Here is a 17,902-nt window from a genome sequence, read left to right as displayed (position 1 = left end):
TTTTATTAGTTACCTTGTGTTAGATATGGTAATTCTTCCGTTAATCTATTTGCAATTAATATAATTAAATCAAAAATATTAGAACGAATTGGCTTAAAAGACATAAAGTTAAGATCGCTACCAAGTAGAGTTACATTATAAAACAAATATAACGCTGGAACTAAATTAATCAGAACAATAGAAATAAGTATTACATACTTTAATTTGAAATTTATATTGCTACTCAAAATAGGATATAATAACAATCCAGGGAAAGCACACATAAATAATGCAAATCGATTCGACATTGCAGGTATGTTTATAAAAACCCAAAAAAGAAGAAAGCTAATGACGCCAAAGAAAATTAGGAACAAACTATTTTTCTCTTTATTTATCTTATGTCTAAACATATATAACAAGATAAATATAATAACTATTTGACTATTATATATGATTATTTGAGATATATTTAATTTTGAAAAACTGACATTTGAGTTAATCAACTTACTTATAATATAGTGATAAAAACCAAGCTCATATGCCGTCAATAATCCGATAAATAATATTGGTGTAATTAAGTATAATACTTTTTTAAATCTTTTCGCATTTATAATAACAATTAAACTTATAGGTATTACAGCTGATGTATGAGATATAATACTAAGAAAACCATATATGATACTTTTCTTATTAAATTTAACTATCATCATAAAAACAAATAACATTGAAATCATTTGCCTTATAAAATATGAATTAGCTTGAACAAAACCATAACTGAAAAATATGCAAAAAAACAACAATAGATAAAATTCATTTGTCATTTTTTTACAAACAATCATTAAAAGAGTAAAAATTAATGCATATATTGAAACTAAAAAAGCAAATTGATTACCTTGTGTTATAAAATACACAACTTTCATTAAGATAAGAATAAAAAACTCAATACCTTTACCAAAACGTGTATAATGAAAAATATCTATAGTATTTATATTATTATATATATGAAGATATTCAGATAAATCACCAAATGGTTGTAATGTCGCATAGAAAAGAACACTAAATATAATTATAACTATTGATGCAATTTTTAGCTCTAATTTGGAAAAAAAGGGACTAAAAACACATATAGCAGCAACACCTAAAAGTGGACTTAAACTAAAAAAAACTAAGAACAATATGAATACAAAAACATCCACTTTCATCAGACTACTGCTAACATTCATGATATTACTACTTATTTATTAAATTCGCTTTTTATTAACACCAAAGAAAAGCCAAAAAATAGCCCAACTACAGAACTAATAATGATTATTAATTTATTTTTTCCATAATTAGCCTTACTAACAGATTGCTCTGACATTATTGATATTTTATAAAAATCCAACTTATTTGATATGACAACTTTATCTAAGGATTTAATATTTTCTGTTACATAAGATATTTCTGGTGATATTAAGCTCAAATCTTTTATGTTTTTTAATATCTCTAATTTTTCAGATAGCACCCTACTACCAAAATAAAAATCAGAATCATTACTTGAAGGAATAGGATTAATAAGTCCTATTTTCTCTGCAATTTTAAGATTATATTCCACATTTTTCTTTTCAATATTTATTTTTACTTTTGCTCGTTCTTCTAATCTATTAAGTTTAACAATTTCTCTTATTTTATTTTCATCTAATATATGATTTAAGGTAGTTATGATACTTTTATTAGCTACTTCTTTGCTATATTCAATATACTTATTAAGTAAATTAGATATTTGTTTTTTGTTTTCACTATTAATAATTATTTTATATTGCTCATTATTATTAATAACCTTAATTACAATTTTCTTAATCTTATCTTTTGATGATGTAGAATTTATCATATTAATAAAATCTACTTGGTTATCAGTTGACTCAATCGTTTCAATATACTCTTTAGCTATATTCTTATTGCTAAAGAGTAATTTAATTTCATTCGATGTTTTCTTATTTGTCGCTATATTATCAAGTAATATTTGTGTGTTCTTTGGAAGGAAATAATTTTTATTAATGCTAACTTCTGTTGCTGTCGTCCATAGCAACGTACTACGATAAGAATAGAAAATAGCGAATGATATAAATAGTATTGACATTATAAAAATTGTTAATCGCCCTCTCCAAAGGGTTTTAATTAACTCTGCACGACTATTATTTATACTATCGATTGTATTCATGAGGCAGATATAGATCCTTTATCCAAAAACGCTACCGCCCTTGGGATATGCTATAAACCCACAAAGCAGTTGTTCTAATTTTTAAACTTACTCATAACAACACGTTATAACATGTTGTTATGCCATTAATTTATCGCTATATTGCTGCACTAATAGCCAATCACTTGGGCTTAATTCACTTTTTGCATCCAATAAGCTTTGTTTTACTTTCTGCTGTATTTGTGCAATATCATCAATACCTTGCTGTTCACAATCAGCAGCGGCAAGTGATATATGCCCACGTAAATAGCCGCCTGCAAATAATTCATCATCCGTTGCAGTATCGATATTGTCATCAATAAGCTGTAATAGTTTATGTTCGTAATCGTGGATCATGTTCTATCCTTGCTGTTAGGTATAATCAGTTAATGGAATCGGCTTAGGAAAATCAGCAGCTGTTAATGGTGCAATACCATAAAAATCACGGAAGGCATCAGAAAGCATTTTAGCTCGTTCAGGAATACCGTTTGTTAAATAACTGATAACTTTATCGCGTACTTTTAAAGTAAAACCAACTCTATCTGGCTCACAGTTACCACTTAAATTATCGCAACTTACCTGATATTTGAACCCACAGCTGGCAGATAAAATCCACTCTATTGCTTGTGGATTAATCTCAACAACCTCAAATGCAGCTTGTACTTCAGCGCTACGTCCGTCGGGTTGATACCAATAACCATAGTCTTCCAATAACCGTCGTGCTTCACCAGCAATACACCAGTGCCCTAATTCATGCATTGCAGAGGCATAATAACCACGCGCAAAGATAATTTGATGATGAATGCGTTCCTCTGAGGCAGGAAGATAGATAGGCTCATCGCCACCTAATAATAGCTCAGTATTTAAACGTTCTAGAAATACCGAGTTAAACAAACGAATAAGATCGTTATAGTCATGATTTATATGTTTTTTCATCTAATTCTATTTAATATGTCATTATGGTTTAACGCTCAAAGTATATAGGTTTTCATAACCAAGCGCGACTTATCACTACCTTTTATGCGGTATAGTCATTATTTTTATAAATACTATAAATATTATTTTTACATGAGCTCAATTCATCTCTAAATTAATTCTTTTCATTAGAAGTTGAGAACCGTCACTATTACAATGCCCTATCTTCATGATTAACAACGGCCATCACAGTTATTATGCTACTTTCTATCTTATACATTATCGGTATTACTGCAGAAGCAATGACGGGCGCACTCGCCGCGGGTAAACGTCACATGGATTGGTTCGGTGTTATGTTAGTCGCAAGTGCTACCGCTATCGGTGGTGGTACTGTAAGAGATATTTTACTCGGTCATTACCCTTTAGGCTGGGTCGCACACCCACAGTATTTAGTCATTACTTGTCTTGCAGGCTTATTAACAACTGTTTTAGGCAAATGGGTAGTACGTTTTCACAAGATTTTCATCATTCTTGATGCCATTGGCTTAATTGTATTTAGTATTATCGGCTGCCAAGTGGCGATCACGATGGGCTTATCACCAATTATCTGTGTTGTCGCTGCGGTAGTAACGGGGGTTTTTGGTGGCTTACTTCGCGATATGATCACTCGTCGCAAACCAATGGTATTACATAAAGAGCTTTATGCGTCAGTCTCTTTTCTTGCGGGTATTATGTATGTCACCATGTTGCACTTTAACGTACCAGCAGACATTACAACGTTGACAACACTAGTCGTCGGTTTTGGTTTACGTATGGCGGCAGTGTTCTTTAGCTGGAGCTTACCTGTATTTAAGTTCGAAGAAGCGTAAAGCAGGGAAAGCAGGGAAAGCAGGGAAAGCAGGGAAAGCAGGGAAAGCAGGGAAAGCAGGGAAAGCAGGGAAAGCAGGGAAAGCAGGGAAAGCAGGGAAAGCAGGGAAAGCAGGGAAAGCAGGGAAAGCAGGGAAAGCAGGGAAAGCAGGGAAAGCAGGGAAAGCAGGGAAAGCAGGGAAAGTGTATTTTAGTTATTGAATAATAACAACAATAACTAAAAATCAGCCATAAATTCTCATTATTCTCTTCTTTCCTGATTCCCTAGATCCTCGAACCTCGTTCCTAAAAACCTCGTCCCTTGCTTCCCCTCGAAACCTCTATCTATATCTTTGGCGTTGTTGTTACAACATCTGCATTTTGACCACGGTGACGTAACAAATGATCCATAAGAGTGATCGCTAACATCGCTTCAGCAATCGGCACCGCACGAATACCAACACATGGATCATGACGACCTTTAGTGATAACTTCGGCTGACTCACCCTGCTTAGTGATTGTTTCACCTGGAACGCTGATACTTGAAGTCGGTTTTAGAGCAATATGCGCAATAACATCTTGTCCTGATGAGATACCACCAAGAATGCCACCAGCATGGTTAGTTTTAAACCCTTGTAATGTCATAGCATCACGGTGCTCACTGCCCCGTTGTTCAACCACATCAAAACCATCACCAATTTCCACCCCTTTAACGGCATTAATACTCATCAGTGAATGAGCAATATCCGCATCTAAGCGATCAAATACTGGTTCGCCTAAACCTACTGGCACATTACGAGCAACCACGGTAATTTTAGCGCCAATCGAATCACCGTCTTTTTTAAGGTGACGGATCAGTTCATCAAAGGCATCAACTTTATCTACATCAGGGCAGAAAAAGGCATTTTGTTCTATTTGTTGCCAATCAACCTTCTCTATTTTTACATCACCCATCTGGGATAAGTAAGCACATACTTCTATACCATGCACTTGTTTAAGGTATTTCTTAGCAACAGCACCCGCAGCAACTCGCATTGCTGTTTCACGTGCAGATGAACGACCACCACCACGGTAATCACGTACACCATATTTTTGATGATAAGTGTAATCAGCGTGACCGGGACGAAATAAATCTTGAATATTAGAGTAATCTTTTGAGCGTTGATCGGTATTTTCAATTAATAAGCCAATTGAAGTACCTGTAGTTTGACCTTCAAAGACGCCGGATAAAATTTTAACTTCATCCGCTTCACGACGTTGAGTGGTGTATTTTGAGGTGCCAGGACGACGACGATCAAGATCGTGTTGCATGTCTGCTTCGGTGAGCGCTAATCCTGGTGGGCAACCATCAATAATACACCCTAATGCTACCCCATGACTTTCGCCAAAGGTGGTAACGCGAAACAATTGTCCTATGGAATTTCCGGCCATGACTTCCCCTGTGAGATATCTATGCTTACATGCATTTTTAATTATGGTGATTAATACATACTGCAAAGATGTGATTTGAAAAGCAAGGAATAAAGTAGGGGCGAGGTTTCGAGGAAGAGCAGTAGCAAGGGAAATAAGGGACGAGGAAGAGCAGTAGCGAGATCATTAGTGCCAGAATGACTTTACCTATTATTCGTCATCTCGGAAGTTGAGGTACCAAACTATCCGTGATCTAATCACCGCGTGATTGAGCCTTAAAGAAGTCTGTGGAAATTAGGTAAAAGCGAGGTTTTGAGGGGTGAGGTTTCGAGTTTCGAGGAAGAGCAGTAACGAGATCCATTATCGCGAACTCGAAACTCGCGACGAATATACTCGTAATCTCGTCCCTTACTCCCCTTCCACAAAAAAAACGACAGGCTTTCACCTATCGCTTTTTATTTTTTATATTTTATTAATCTCGGCACTCGAAATCTAGCTTCAGCTCTTCCTCGTCCCTGCTCTTCCTCGCCCCTAAAGACCCCTACGCTACCACTAACACTTTATCCGCTTTTGCTTTACGGAATTTCTTCAGTGATACCGCTACCAGTGCTGTAACTACCATACCTGTTGCCATACATACTAATGCAAGCAATGGCTTATTCATCGCACCTAGTAATGCAACCACTGGACCACCGTGAGCTACGCTGTTAGTGATACCAAACGAGAATGCCATTACTGCTGCAACCATGCTGCCTAATACGTTTGCTGGAATAACAGAGATTGGATCTTGCGCTGCAAATGGAATCGCACCTTCAGAGATACCGACTAAGCCCATTGCACCCGCCGCTTTACCTGCTTCAATTTCTGATTGCTCAAAGATATTGAGTTTACGACCAATTATCGTTGCTAGACCCATACCCAGCGGTGCTACAGGAATCGCACATGCCATCGCACCCATAAATTGTGTTTGGCCATTGGCTATCATGCCAACAGAGAACAAGAATGCCACTTTGTTAAATGGACCGCCCATATCAAAGCCAGCCATACCACCTAATACAATACCCAGTAAGATTACGTTACCTGTACTCATTTCAGTTAGTACGGTGTTCATGGTATGCATTAGACCTGCAATTGGCGCACCAATAACAAAGATAAACGCACTTGCAATGAATAATGTACCTGTAATCGGTGCAATAAGAATTGGCACTAATGGTTGTAATAACTTGTGATATTTACGTGTTGCAACCCAACGTACAAAGTAACCCACTAATAGACCTGCAATGATGGCACCGATAAAACCTGTACCGGCATCTGCACCATAAAATGAGCCGTTATTCGCAATCCAGCCACCAATGAAACCCGGAGCTAATGCAGGACGATCACCAATCGCATACGCTATGTAACCTGCAAGCACTGGAATCATTAATGTAAAGGCGACCACACCGACATCGAGTACTTTTTGCCACATACTACCGACAGGGATCTGCATTCCCGCATCCGTTGGCTGTCCACCAATCGCTAATGCCAACGCAATTAACAAACCACCAGTAACAACAAACGGGATCATGTGTGATACGCCGTTCATTAAGAAACGGTATAAATCAGAACGGGCTTTAGAAACTTTACTTTCACCGTCATCTAAGCCATCGCCATTAGCATCAAATGGTTTCGCAACTAATGCTTGTTGAATAACGCCTTTACCATCTTTAATTGGTGCTTTTACGCCAGTCTTAATTAATTTCTTACCCGCAAAACGATCCATATCGACTTGCTTATCACAACTAACAATGATCGCTTCTGCACGGGCAATTTCTTCAGCGGTTGGTGAATTTTTAACACCAATAGAGCCGTTAGTTTCAACTTTGATTTCGTAACCTAATTCAGCCGCCGCTTTTTCTAATGCTTCTGCTGCAAGGTAAGTATGCGCAACGCCAGCTGGACAGCCAGTCACCCCAATCAATAAGCCTTTATCTTGTGGTAATGTTGCTACCGCTTGTTTTTCAGCAAGCAACAATGCCAATGCATCAGCTGGTGTTTTAGCCGCTAGGAAGGCGTCAATAAAACCATCTTCAATCAATTTTGATGACAACTCAGCCAATACTTCAATATGGTGATTATCACCACCATCAGGAGAAGCAATCATGAAAAATAGTTTTGATGGCAAGCCGTCTTCTGCACCGTATTCAATACCTGTACGGCTAACACCAATCGCAACCGCAGGTTTAATAACGGCCGCACTCTTAGCGTGTGGTAGCGCAACACCGTCTTCAAAACCTGTGTTACCTAATTCTTCACGTGCTTGAATGTCTGCTAAAAATTGGGTTTTATCCGCAACGCGACCTTGTTGAACTAAAATATCTGCCATTTCAGCAAACACTTCATCTTTAGTGGTCGCTTTAAGGTTGATGTTAATCAACTGCTCATTGATGAGGGTGGTAATCATATTCTATCCCCGATAATTTTATTATGGGCTCGATGACATTGTATTGGTCATCAGCATGGCAATATTGTCGGTTTTTTAATGGGGATAAAGTAGAGTACAAAACAGGCTTTAACTGGAAATTTGTAACATTAAACTATCAGTGTGAGCTATCACTCATAATTTTTACCATATATAAAACAAGTTGAACCGCATTTAAAAATTAATTATTTCAATCACTTAAATTTATTATTCTATGTGAATATTTCAAAAAATGATTATCAAATTATTTTTATAACTATCTAAATGAGGCTTTACTTAGTGTGGATATTGGATTTTTTAGTGCGATAGATCACAGAAAGAGTGAGGGAAACAAGGGACGAGGTTTCGAGGAAGAGCTAAAGATGGCGAATGTCGAGATGTTAGTGATGAGTAAGAGCAGTCGCGAGATCATTAGTGGCGAGAATGACTTAGCCCAATATTCGTCATCTCGGAAGTTGAGGCACGAAGCTATTTGGGATCTCTTTAACACGTACTTGAGCTTCAAAGACACCAGTGGAAACTAGGTAAAAACGAGGTTTTGAGGGGCGAGGAACAGCAAGAGCAAGAGCTGTTACACTGAGTTTAAGACACTCTCACCTCGTCCCTGCTTTTTCCTCGCCCCTTTAAATCCCTGCTCTTCCCTATAACCCTTTAGTTATACGCACGCGCAAACATACCATCACAATGCGCTGAATATGCCTTTGCATAAGCAGGAATAAACACTGACTGACCTTTTTCAAGCGTCAATGTTTCACCATTTTGATGCGTCACTGTTAGCGGTGCATCAATCGCAAATAAAATTTCAGCACTGGTATTTTGTAATGCAATATCATTAACTTGCTTATAAACGCTAAATTTAAAATCAGGCACTGGGATCTGATAATCTAAACCACCAGCAACCATTGTTGGCGCCAGTAATAATTCATTCGCCGCCATGCTCTTAAATTCTGTATTAGCGACTAACTCTGGTACATCCATAAATTTCGGCGTCAAACCTGCACGTAGCACATTGTCTGAGTTAGCCATGATCTCAAGGCCAGTTCCTTTAATGTAGGCATGTGGAGTACATGCACTTAGGAACATCGCCTCGCCTGGTTGTAATGTTAATACGTTCAACATTAATGGAACAAACAGACCGATATCACCAGGGTATTGTTCAGATAAATCAATCAATAACGCAAATAATGGCTGATCTTTATGTTCATGACAGAACGCTAAAAGTCCATTAACAGCAGACTCTTTACGCTCACCTTCAAGCGATAGCATCGCTTCAAAGAAATCTCGTAAACCTGCATCCGTTTGATTAGCTGCAAAAGTATTAACCAGATCACTGATCACATCGAGATTGATTGTGGTAAATAATTCAACGATTTCAGCTAACTCACGGAAACCATTCATTGCTTGATAAGGTGTTAACGCAAACACTAGCTCAGGTTTATGGTTAGGATCTTTGTAGTTACGGTTAGCGGCATTACGCGCAATACCGATTTTTTCTTCTTTTGCATAGCCTATTTCAGCTTGATGCTTACTTGGGTGAACTTGCACTGATAACGCTTTTTCAGCTGCTAACACTTTAAATAAGTATGGTAACTCAGCAAATTTAGCTTGAGTTTCTGCACCAATAATTGCGTCAGGATCGGTGGCAATAAAATCAGCTAAGCGTACTGCTTCACCATTAACCGTGATTACTGAGCAACCATTAGCATGGGCACCCATCCACATTTCAGCTTGTGGCTTTTGATCTAGATTTGGAATAGCAAACAGTTGCTCAATTGATGTTACACTGCCCCAAGCATAATCTTGGATCACGTTATCCATCTTAAAAAAGACAGTGCGGGTAGAGTCAGTCATTGTCAGGTCCTATTCTTATTATTGCTCACGATATTTATGGTATGGCATCAACCATTATTATTGACGTCATACGCTAACTGACAGCACTATAACAAAACTTAATCGGTTTATTCAGCACAAACTAATAATCCTGCTACCACCATTCCAAACATGAAGTGAATACCATGGATAATGTTTTCTTTAATTTAATTGATTCTGTGTTGACGGAACGGGAAAGTTTTAATCGAATTTGGTTTGCTGGCGGTAAAACTCAACCACCACAATTTAGCTATCAGGTAAATTTTCCACGCCTCGAATTGGTACTAAAAGGCGAATATATTAACCAACTCGATGATGGTGATAATGGCATCTGTCAAATTAGTCTAATGGGGGGTGATGCTATCTATATTCCGCCCAACAGTTGGAACCAACCAAGTTGGAATACTGAATGTTCGGTGTTGAGCCTGCTGTTTGGTAAGCGTCAATTGGGCTTTAGTCTGGTCAGTAAAACCAAGGATAGCCCCAAGTTTTATGATGTTCAAAAACACTCGATTCAAGCATGGACAGGACACGCAGTTGATCCCATTTTAACAGCACTGAATATGTTAGCGACAGAACACCAACAGCAGCCAATGGATGAGCATTTATTACAAGCTTTACTCAGCTACACCCAAAATATGCTCCATGTTCCATTGCACCAATCAAAAAATCGTACTGAAGATCTGTATCAAGGGATCTGTATTTATATTCAAGAAAATTTTCACCGCGCCATTAGCCGTGACACAATTGCCAATCGATTTAACATTACACCCAATCACCTATCGCGTTTATTTCGTCAACAAGGTCATATGCGACTCGCGGATTATATTTGTTGGGTACGAATTGAACGTGCCAAATTTATGTTACGCCAATACCCGTTTCGATTAACTGAAATTGCTAGCCGCTGCGGGTTTGTCGATGTGAATTATTTTTGTCGTGTATTTAAAAACAAAACGGGTCGTACGCCATCAGAATACCGAGGTGTTACCTAACGTTGCTATCTTAACGCTTCAATAATTAATGCTTTTAGTTCTTGAGGCTGTTGGGCTAATGTTAGTGCAGTACAATAATCTTCGTTTAATAAACATTTTGAAAACTGCGCAAAGGCCATGATCACGACTTTCTGAGGTGGCTTGGGCAAGATCATCGCAACCGCACGGCTAATATTACCTCGTGACGATCCCCAATCAATAGCCTGAGGGTGACACACTATCGCCATTGCTGGTTTTGCGATCATTTCATGCATCACATGTGGCAAGGCAATACCCGGCCCCATAACAGTGGCAGAAACATTTTCTCGAGCCAATAGTGCTTGTTTTAATGCGGGCTGTTGTTCAGAAGTGATCGCCTGTTGCGCCACCAGCATCTGGCTTAATTGCGTAATGGTGTCTATTTTATGATTCTCACCGCCATCAGTCCAACCAATACTGGTTAATGGCAAACTGATCTTAAATGGTACGGATGGAGTGTATTGTGTCAGCGATAGTGCATATTGAGCAATAAAATCAGTTAACACTAAATTCGCTAATTCAGCATCGCTACCATTGATAATTAATTGGCATAACGCATGGGGTTTATTCGCCAACGATAGCATTTTTAATGGCTGTGATACTGGCGCGCGCGTCAATTGACTCACATTAAATAATTCAACTTGTGATTGAAAATAACCCGTCAGTTTTTTCAGTTGGTTAAGTTGGTAAGAAGGCAAACCTGCTGCGCCGCAATAGAAGGTGATCCGTCGCTCTAACATCCGTTATCCCTGCCGTGTTATGACCTGTATTATTAGTATGAAAATTATTGACACAATTGCTGGCAACGTTCAATCACTGCGGTTGCATCAACTAAGACTTCTTCTATCGTCACACAATGAATACGGCTACCGGTAAAACGCGCCCGTTGTTCAACTTCAATATCCGAGGCAATTAAGACAATATTTGCAGCTGCGATATCTTTGGCGGTTAAAAAGTTCTCAATCCCCATTGCACCTTGGGTTTCGACTTGAATCTTGATTCCCATCTGATGCGCGGTTTTGTTAAGTACATCCGCAGCCATATAGGTGTGAGCGATACCCGTTGGACAGGCTGTTACCGCGACAATTTTCATTTTTAATCCTTAAGTAAATAGTGGGGAGGTTTCGAGGGGCGAGGAGAAAAAGAGGCGAGAAGAAAAAGGGACGAGGAAAGAGCAGTGGCGAGTGGCGAGTGGCGAGTGGCGAGTGGCGAAAAATAATGTTCAAAAAAACGAGGAAAGTTAAGCGGTTATTATTGGCTTCACTTTTCCTCGTTTCTGTTTTGTCTCAAGCTCTACGCTCTTCCTCGATACTCGAAACCTCGTCCCTGCTCTTCCCTATCTTTTGCTCTTCCTCAAGACTCGAAAACTCGTCCCTGCTCTTTCCTATCTTCTACTCTTCGCGCTTTGATTTCCACTTCTTAATACCATTGCTCTTACCGCCAAAACTTGGCTTAGTATCACGGCTTGGTGCAGAAGTACGCGCTGGACGATCGTCATTATTACGACGAGCTGCATCACTACGACCGCCACGGCTTTCATTACGACTATGACGATCTTCGTTGGTGCGACTGCTACGGTTAGCACCATCGGGACGACGATTAAACTCACCAGTACCACGGTAAGTTTTAAACTGCTTCTCAGCGGCATGTTTTTCATTACGTGCTTCTTGCGCACGGTGATCATACAACTTCGCATCTGTTGCTTTAGCAATCGTACGACCTTCAGCATCGGTTTTTGATGCTTCTTCAGTGCCGCTTGATTGTGAAATTAACTGTTGAATTTCAGTAATTTCAGCTTCAGTTAAATAACGCCATTTACCGTTTGGTAAGCCATCAATAGTGATGTTCATGATGCGTACGCGACGAAGTTTATACACTTCATAACCTAACGCTTCACACATACGACGAATTTGACGGTTTAAGCCTTGTGTTAAAACGATACGGAATGAGAAATTCGTTTCTTTCGTCACTTTACATGGCAAAGTAACCGTATCTAGAATCTCAACCCCTGATGACATTTTTTCAATAAATTCAGGCGTGATCGGCTGGTCTACACGAACAACGTATTCTTTCTCATGCGAGTTACCTGCACGCAGAATTTTATTAACGATATCACCGTCATTGGTTAAGAAAATAAGACCATCAGACGGCTTATCTAAACGACCAATAGGGAAAATACGCTTACGGTGACCAATGAAGTCAATCACGTTACCTTCAATATGGCGTTCAGTAGTACAGGTGATACCTGTTGGCTTATTAAGTGCAATGTAAATTGGACGTTCTTTACTACGTAGTGGTTTATCATCAACCAATACTTCGTCTTTATCCATTACACGCATACCCATTTCAGGCGCAGTGCCATTGATGGTTACACGTCCCTGATCAATCAGCTTGTCCGCCTCACGGCGTGAGCAATAGCCAGTATCACTGATAAATTTATTAAGTCGAACCCCTTTCGGGCTCTGTTGGTCAGTAGAATGTTGTGACATGTTTTTCTTCTATAAAGGGCTTTAGGTCGATCAGGGCAATAAACCACTTAATTGTAGTTTACTTGCTCGATAGTTGTTATGGAGAGGAGTTTAACTGATTGTCGATTAAAGAGGTAGTTTTGATGTAAAGCTCTTAAGTAAAGGACAAAGGGCGTTGATGTTCTGGCACCAAATATAAATATATTCAGCATCCTCGACACTTTGCCCTCGTCCTTCGTCCCTAAATACGCTTACTTCGGTAAATCACCGTGACTAATACGACCAACATAATCATGCTGCAATTCTTTTTCTAATTGCGCTTCAATATAGCCTGGTGATTTAGTTTTAGCTGATAACAGACGGTACATCGCTGGAATCACTAATAATGTTACCAAGGTAGCAAATGCCATTCCAAAGAACACTACCGTACCCACAGCGATACGACTCTCAGCCCCCGCCCCCATTGATAAAATCAGTGGTAAGGCGCCAAACAAGGTTGTAAACGCGGTCATTAAAATAGGTCGTAAACGACGTACAGACGCATCAACAATTGCTTGTTCAAACTCAATGCCTTTGTCACGTAACTGGTTAGCAAATTCAACGATCAAAATACCGTTTTTAGTCACCATACCAATCAACATGATCATCCCGATTTGACTATAAATATTGAGCCCTTGCCCCATTATCCATAATCCAGCCAGACCACCAAAAATACCCATTGGTACAGTTAGCATCACCACCAGCGGGTTAATAAAGCTTTCAAACTGCGCCGCGAGCACTAAATAAGCAACCAATAACGCTAATCCAAACACCATTGCAATACTGCTTTGGTTATCTCTAAAGTCTTGTGATTCGCCAGCATAATCAATCGAAATATCTGACGGTAAATTATCAATCACTTGTTGATCAAGGAAATCAAGCGCTTCACCAAGAGTATAACCATCAGAAAGACTCGCTTTTAAGGTGATCGATTTCTGTTTTTGGTTATGACTTAACTTCTGTGCTGATGCTACTTCATCAATAGACGCAACAGTATCTAAGGTAACGAGCTTGCCATTTTTTGCGCGTAGGTAAATCTGACTAAGATCGGTCGAGCTATTAAAGCTATTTTCGTCACCGCGAAGATAAACATCATATTCTTCACCACGCTCAACAAAGGTTGTTTCACTGCGACCGCCAAGCATTACTTCTAATGTTTCTGCGATTTCAGTGACGGGAATGCCTAATTCAGCCGCACGCTCACGATTAACATTAACCAATAGCTCAGGTGTTGTTTCTGCATAGTCTAAATCAACCCCTTCCATTAATGGACTATCTTCAGCAAGATGTTGTAGCTTTGTCGCCCACTTAAATAGTTCTTGGTAATCAGCGCCACCTAATACAAATTGTACTGGTTCTGATGATCCACCGCCAAAACCTGGCATCATCGGCATCACTCGCACATCAGGAATACCCGCCAGCGTTTTACTGATCATGCCCAGTGCTTGTTGTGCTCCGACTGAACGATCATTCCAATCTTCTAATTGCATGATCACAAAGCCCGTTTGATCCCCCGCGCGCCCACCAAATGCAGGTGATTGAATACTGACAGATTTCAATACTCCTTTACCTAACAATGGTAATAAACGTGCTTCCACTTGATCCATATTACCAATCATACGGTTATAACTGGTACCTTCAGCGCCTTTCACAAACGCAAACAACACTCCGCGATCTTCTTGTGGTGCAAGTTGAGCGGGAATTACCTTCATTAATCCGCCACTGGCAGCAATACAACCTAAAACCACTAATGGTGCAATAAACCGTTTTTTCACTGCCACGGTAACAATTCGACGATAACCGTTTTCTAATTTATCAAATTGACGATCAATCCATAGGTTGAACCGATTGGGCTTCACATTGACTTGCAATAACTTACTGCACATCACTGGCGTTAACGTTAATGCAATTAATGATGAGAAAATCACTGACATCGCCAGTAATACGGAGAACTCAGTAAATAGTCGCCCAACCATTCCTTCCATAAAAGAAATCGGTAAGAATACCATTACTAATACTGCGGTCGTTGCCACCACCGCAAAACCAACTTCTCGAGTGCCTTTATAAGCGGCTAATAAGGGTGATTCTCCGCGTTGTAAATGGTGAAAAACGTTTTCCACCACCACAATCGCATCATCAACCACCAATCCAATCGCTAAAATTAACGCCATTAGGGTTAATAAGTTAATTGAAAAGCCAAAGAAATAAGCAGTAATAAAGGCTGAAATTAAAGATACAGGTACCGTAACCGCAGGAATTAACGTTGCTCGAACTTGGCCAATAAAGATATATAGCACCAGAATAACCAGTGCGCCAGTGACTAATAGCGTGCTGTAAACTTCATTAATCGAACGTTCAATGAACACAGTGGCATCATAATCCACCGTCAACGACGCGCCTTGCGGTAAAAACTGCTGCATCTTAGCAACTTCAGCGCGCACTTCTTTAGCGACATCAAGCGGATTAGCATCGGACATAGTCACAATGCCGAGACTTAAATTAACGGCACCATTACTTTTAAAGGTCGAATTTTCATTTTCAGCACCAATCGTCACCTCTGCCACATCTTTTAAATAAATCGGTGTGCCAGCTTCTGTGGTACGAATAACGAGATATTTAAAATCATCAACGGTTTGGTAAAGTCGCGCAGTACGCACCGACATTACCGTTTGGTCATTACGTACTTCACCACCGGGTAATTCTACGTTTTCATCATTTAATGCGTTGACAATATCTTTGGTAGTAACACCGCGTCCTGCCATTAATACCGGTTGTAATTTTACATACATTACCTTGTACAATGCGCCACTCAGGCTCACTGAACTGACGCCATTTAACAGGCTAAAACGATCTTCTAAAACGCGCTGAGCGTAATCGGTTAATTGAGTACGATCCATTTCAGATGACGACAAATTAATGTAGATCGCGGGTTCACCCGAACCATTATCTTTTGACACAATCGGATCATTGGCATCATCAGGAAGACGACGTTGCGCGCGAGCAACCGCATCTCGAATATCACTGACACCTTCGGTAAGATCCCAGTCCATATTAAATTCAACCGTGATCCGCGACATACCATTACGGGTAACAGAGGTAATATTATCAATACCACTGATCCCTGAAAGTTCATCTTCTATCGGGGTGGTGACTTGGCTTTCCATTACCGTTGCTGATGTACCGTCATAAGTGGTCATGATGGTCACAACCGGACTTTCAACATCCGGCATTTCACGAACAGCCAGTTTAGAGAATGAAACAATACCAAACACACACAACAGCAAACTTAATACAATGGCGACAACAGGCCGTTTTACTGAAATATCCGATAACCACATTAGCTCGCTACTCCAGTCGTTGGAGTAATGTCTTTAATTGTTATTCCATCACGCATATTCACCAGTCCTTGTACAACAATACGCTCGCCTGTCTTTAAGCCTTTTTTAATGACCACATTATTATCAATACGCTCACCCAACTCAACCAAGGTGCGGTGTACTTTTTGTTGTGAATCAACAAGGTAAACATAACGTTTAGTGCCTGAATATTCTAACGCTTGAACCGGAATAATCGCTTGTTGCTGCGGAATGAAATCAAGCTCTGCTGCAAGTAGCATTCCAGGCTTTAGCGCGTGATCGCTATTTTCAAACACAACGCGTACTTTAATATTTAAAGAGTCGGCTTGAACACGAGAATCAATGGCTTGAATTTCACCACTAAAGGCACGATCACCCCATGCTTGGCTTTTTGCGGTAACTTTAATTCCGACCTTTAAAAAAGAGATATATTGCTCTGGAACTTCAATATCCAAACGCATAGAGGAAAGGTCATCAAAATTAAATAATGCACCGCCAGCGGCGACCATGTGGCCAGGGCTAAAATCATATAACCCAACAGTGCCATTGAATGGGGCACGTATAGCATGATCATTAAGATTAGCTAAAGCGGCTTTTAAACGAGCATTTGCAATACTGGCGCTGGCAGATTGAGCATCGATTTCAGTTTTAGTGATAGCACCACGAGATAATAACCGTTGAAATTCAGTTAATTTACGTTTTTCATCATTACGATATGCCAAGGCTTCATCATAAGCAGCAACGGCTTTATCATTATCAAGTTGAATTAATAATTGCCCTTTGGTTACCGTACTATTTACAGGAACCACAATCGTTTTTATTTTAGCCGAGACTTCCGCCGCAACATTAACCGCATGTTCAGCCTTTAACTTACCCACTAATGATAGTGATTGAGCAACCGCTAAAGAGTTAACTTCTCCGGTTGTTACCGACACAACACGTGATGATTGCGCCGACTGAGATTTATCTTGCGCAGCATGTGATGTCCCTTGAAAGTAAAAGTAACTCCCCGATAATGCGGCGGTGACTAATACGGCTACGGCTATCTTTTTCATTTATTAAAAACCATCATAAAAATCCTAGTCGAATAATATCTGAACTAAAGGTCGAGTAACGTCAAGAAATGTAAAGTTAAGCAAAAATTAGCTTACTGATGAAAAATCCAGCAAGCACTCGATGATATTGATAAAAAAGGTTTACAGCGCTGAAATGTTTGTTATTATCCGCCCCGCACTTGTGGTGGGGTTCCCGAGTGGCCAAAGGGAGCAGATTGTAAATCTGCCGGCACTGCCTTCGAAGGTTCGAATCCTTCCCCCACCACCATTAATTTT

14 protein-coding genes and 1 tRNA gene are annotated in these 17,902 nt (G+C 39.6%); 3 read left to right on the top strand and 12 right to left on the bottom strand.

All coding sequences use genetic code 11. The features are described from left to right. Positions 1-5: 5 nt before the first annotated feature. The 4 genes from ACJZU6_RS05755 to ACJZU6_RS05740 all read right to left on the bottom strand — a co-directional run bounded on the left by ACJZU6_RS05755 (position 6) and on the right by ACJZU6_RS05740 (position 3,121). Positions 6-1,181, bottom strand: a complete 1,176-nt coding sequence (locus tag ACJZU6_RS05755) for an EpsG family protein (protein WP_408900763.1) — start codon at positions 1,179-1,181, stop codon at positions 6-8. 32 nt (positions 1,182-1,213) lie between these two features. Continuing rightward, positions 1,214-2,179 carry a Wzz/FepE/Etk N-terminal domain-containing protein gene (locus ACJZU6_RS05750; protein ID WP_408900762.1) on the bottom strand — a complete coding sequence of 322 codons (966 nt, stop codon included), beginning with the start codon at positions 2,177-2,179 and terminating at the stop codon, positions 1,214-1,216. A 117-nt stretch (positions 2,180-2,296) separates the two neighbouring features. Further along, complete coding sequence (locus ACJZU6_RS05745) at positions 2,297-2,554, bottom strand: YfcL family protein (RefSeq protein WP_080158049.1); 258 nt, start codon at positions 2,552-2,554, stop codon at positions 2,297-2,299. Between the two features lie 15 nt (positions 2,555-2,569). Then, entirely contained in the window at positions 2,570-3,121 is a 552-nt protein-coding gene (locus ACJZU6_RS05740; RefSeq protein ID WP_408900922.1) for an elongation factor P hydroxylase, read from the bottom strand. 248 nt (positions 3,122-3,369) lie between these two features. On the opposite strand from ACJZU6_RS05740, the gene ACJZU6_RS05735 reads away from it, so the two are divergent. Beyond that, positions 3,370-3,981, top strand: coding sequence for a trimeric intracellular cation channel family protein (locus tag ACJZU6_RS05735; RefSeq protein ID WP_080158050.1), 612 nt, complete (start codon positions 3,370-3,372; stop codon positions 3,979-3,981). 322 nt (positions 3,982-4,303) lie between these two features. On the opposite strand, the gene aroC is transcribed toward ACJZU6_RS05735, so the two are convergent. The 3 genes from aroC to manA form a co-directional block, all read right to left on the bottom strand. Further along, the gene (gene aroC, locus ACJZU6_RS05730) at positions 4,304-5,389 is read right to left on the bottom strand and encodes a chorismate synthase (protein WP_408900761.1); all 1,086 of its coding nucleotides are present in this window, start codon (positions 5,387-5,389) and stop codon (positions 4,304-4,306) included. 520 nt (positions 5,390-5,909) lie between these two features. Continuing rightward, the gene (locus ACJZU6_RS05725; RefSeq protein ID WP_080158052.1) at positions 5,910-7,811 is read right to left on the bottom strand and encodes a fructose-specific PTS transporter subunit EIIC; all 1,902 of its coding nucleotides are present in this window, start codon (positions 7,809-7,811) and stop codon (positions 5,910-5,912) included. A gap of 669 nt (positions 7,812-8,480) precedes the next feature. Beyond that, positions 8,481-9,680, bottom strand: a complete 1,200-nt coding sequence (gene manA, locus ACJZU6_RS05720) for a mannose-6-phosphate isomerase, class I (RefSeq protein ID WP_408900760.1) — start codon at positions 9,678-9,680, stop codon at positions 8,481-8,483. A gap of 164 nt (positions 9,681-9,844) precedes the next feature. Here manA and ACJZU6_RS05715 point away from each other — a divergent pair, with 164 nt between their 5' ends. Then, complete coding sequence (locus ACJZU6_RS05715) at positions 9,845-10,690, top strand: helix-turn-helix transcriptional regulator (protein ID WP_080158055.1); 846 nt, start codon at positions 9,845-9,847, stop codon at positions 10,688-10,690. Positions 10,691-10,695: 5 nt separating this feature from the next. Here ACJZU6_RS05715 and ACJZU6_RS05710 read toward each other — a convergent pair whose 3' ends face one another. The 5 genes from ACJZU6_RS05710 to ACJZU6_RS05690 form a co-directional block, all read right to left on the bottom strand. Continuing rightward, positions 10,696-11,448, bottom strand: coding sequence for a PTS sugar transporter subunit IIA (locus ACJZU6_RS05710; RefSeq protein ID WP_408900759.1), 753 nt, complete (start codon positions 11,446-11,448; stop codon positions 10,696-10,698). Positions 11,449-11,492: 44 nt separating this feature from the next. Next, entirely contained in the window at positions 11,493-11,801 is a 309-nt protein-coding gene (locus ACJZU6_RS05705) for a PTS fructose transporter subunit IIB (protein ID WP_080158057.1), read from the bottom strand. Positions 11,802-12,099: 298 nt separating this feature from the next. Continuing rightward, on the bottom strand, positions 12,100-13,197 hold the full coding sequence (rluF, locus tag ACJZU6_RS05700) for a 23S rRNA pseudouridine(2604) synthase RluF (RefSeq protein ID WP_408900758.1): 1,098 nt from the start codon (positions 13,195-13,197) through the stop codon (positions 12,100-12,102). Between the two features lie 230 nt (positions 13,198-13,427). Then, positions 13,428-16,553, bottom strand: a complete 3,126-nt coding sequence (locus ACJZU6_RS05695) for a multidrug efflux RND transporter permease subunit (protein WP_408900757.1) — start codon at positions 16,551-16,553, stop codon at positions 13,428-13,430. Then, a complete protein-coding gene (locus tag ACJZU6_RS05690; RefSeq protein WP_107276884.1) occupies positions 16,553-17,626 on the bottom strand; it encodes an efflux RND transporter periplasmic adaptor subunit in 1,074 nt (357 codons plus the stop codon). The genes ACJZU6_RS05695 and ACJZU6_RS05690 overlap by 1 nt, the downstream gene beginning before the upstream one ends. Before the next feature lie 183 nt (positions 17,627-17,809). Here ACJZU6_RS05690 and ACJZU6_RS05685 point away from each other — a divergent pair. Continuing rightward, positions 17,810-17,894 (top strand) — tRNA-Tyr (locus ACJZU6_RS05685). Positions 17,895-17,902: the final 8 nt, after the last annotated feature.

The organism is Photobacterium piscicola, from assembly GCF_046058925.1.
In the GTDB taxonomy this organism is placed as follows: domain Bacteria; phylum Pseudomonadota; class Gammaproteobacteria; order Enterobacterales; family Vibrionaceae; genus Photobacterium; species Photobacterium piscicola.
Note: the sequence above shows the minus strand (reverse complement) of the source record. Positions and strands in the feature narration are given on the sequence as shown.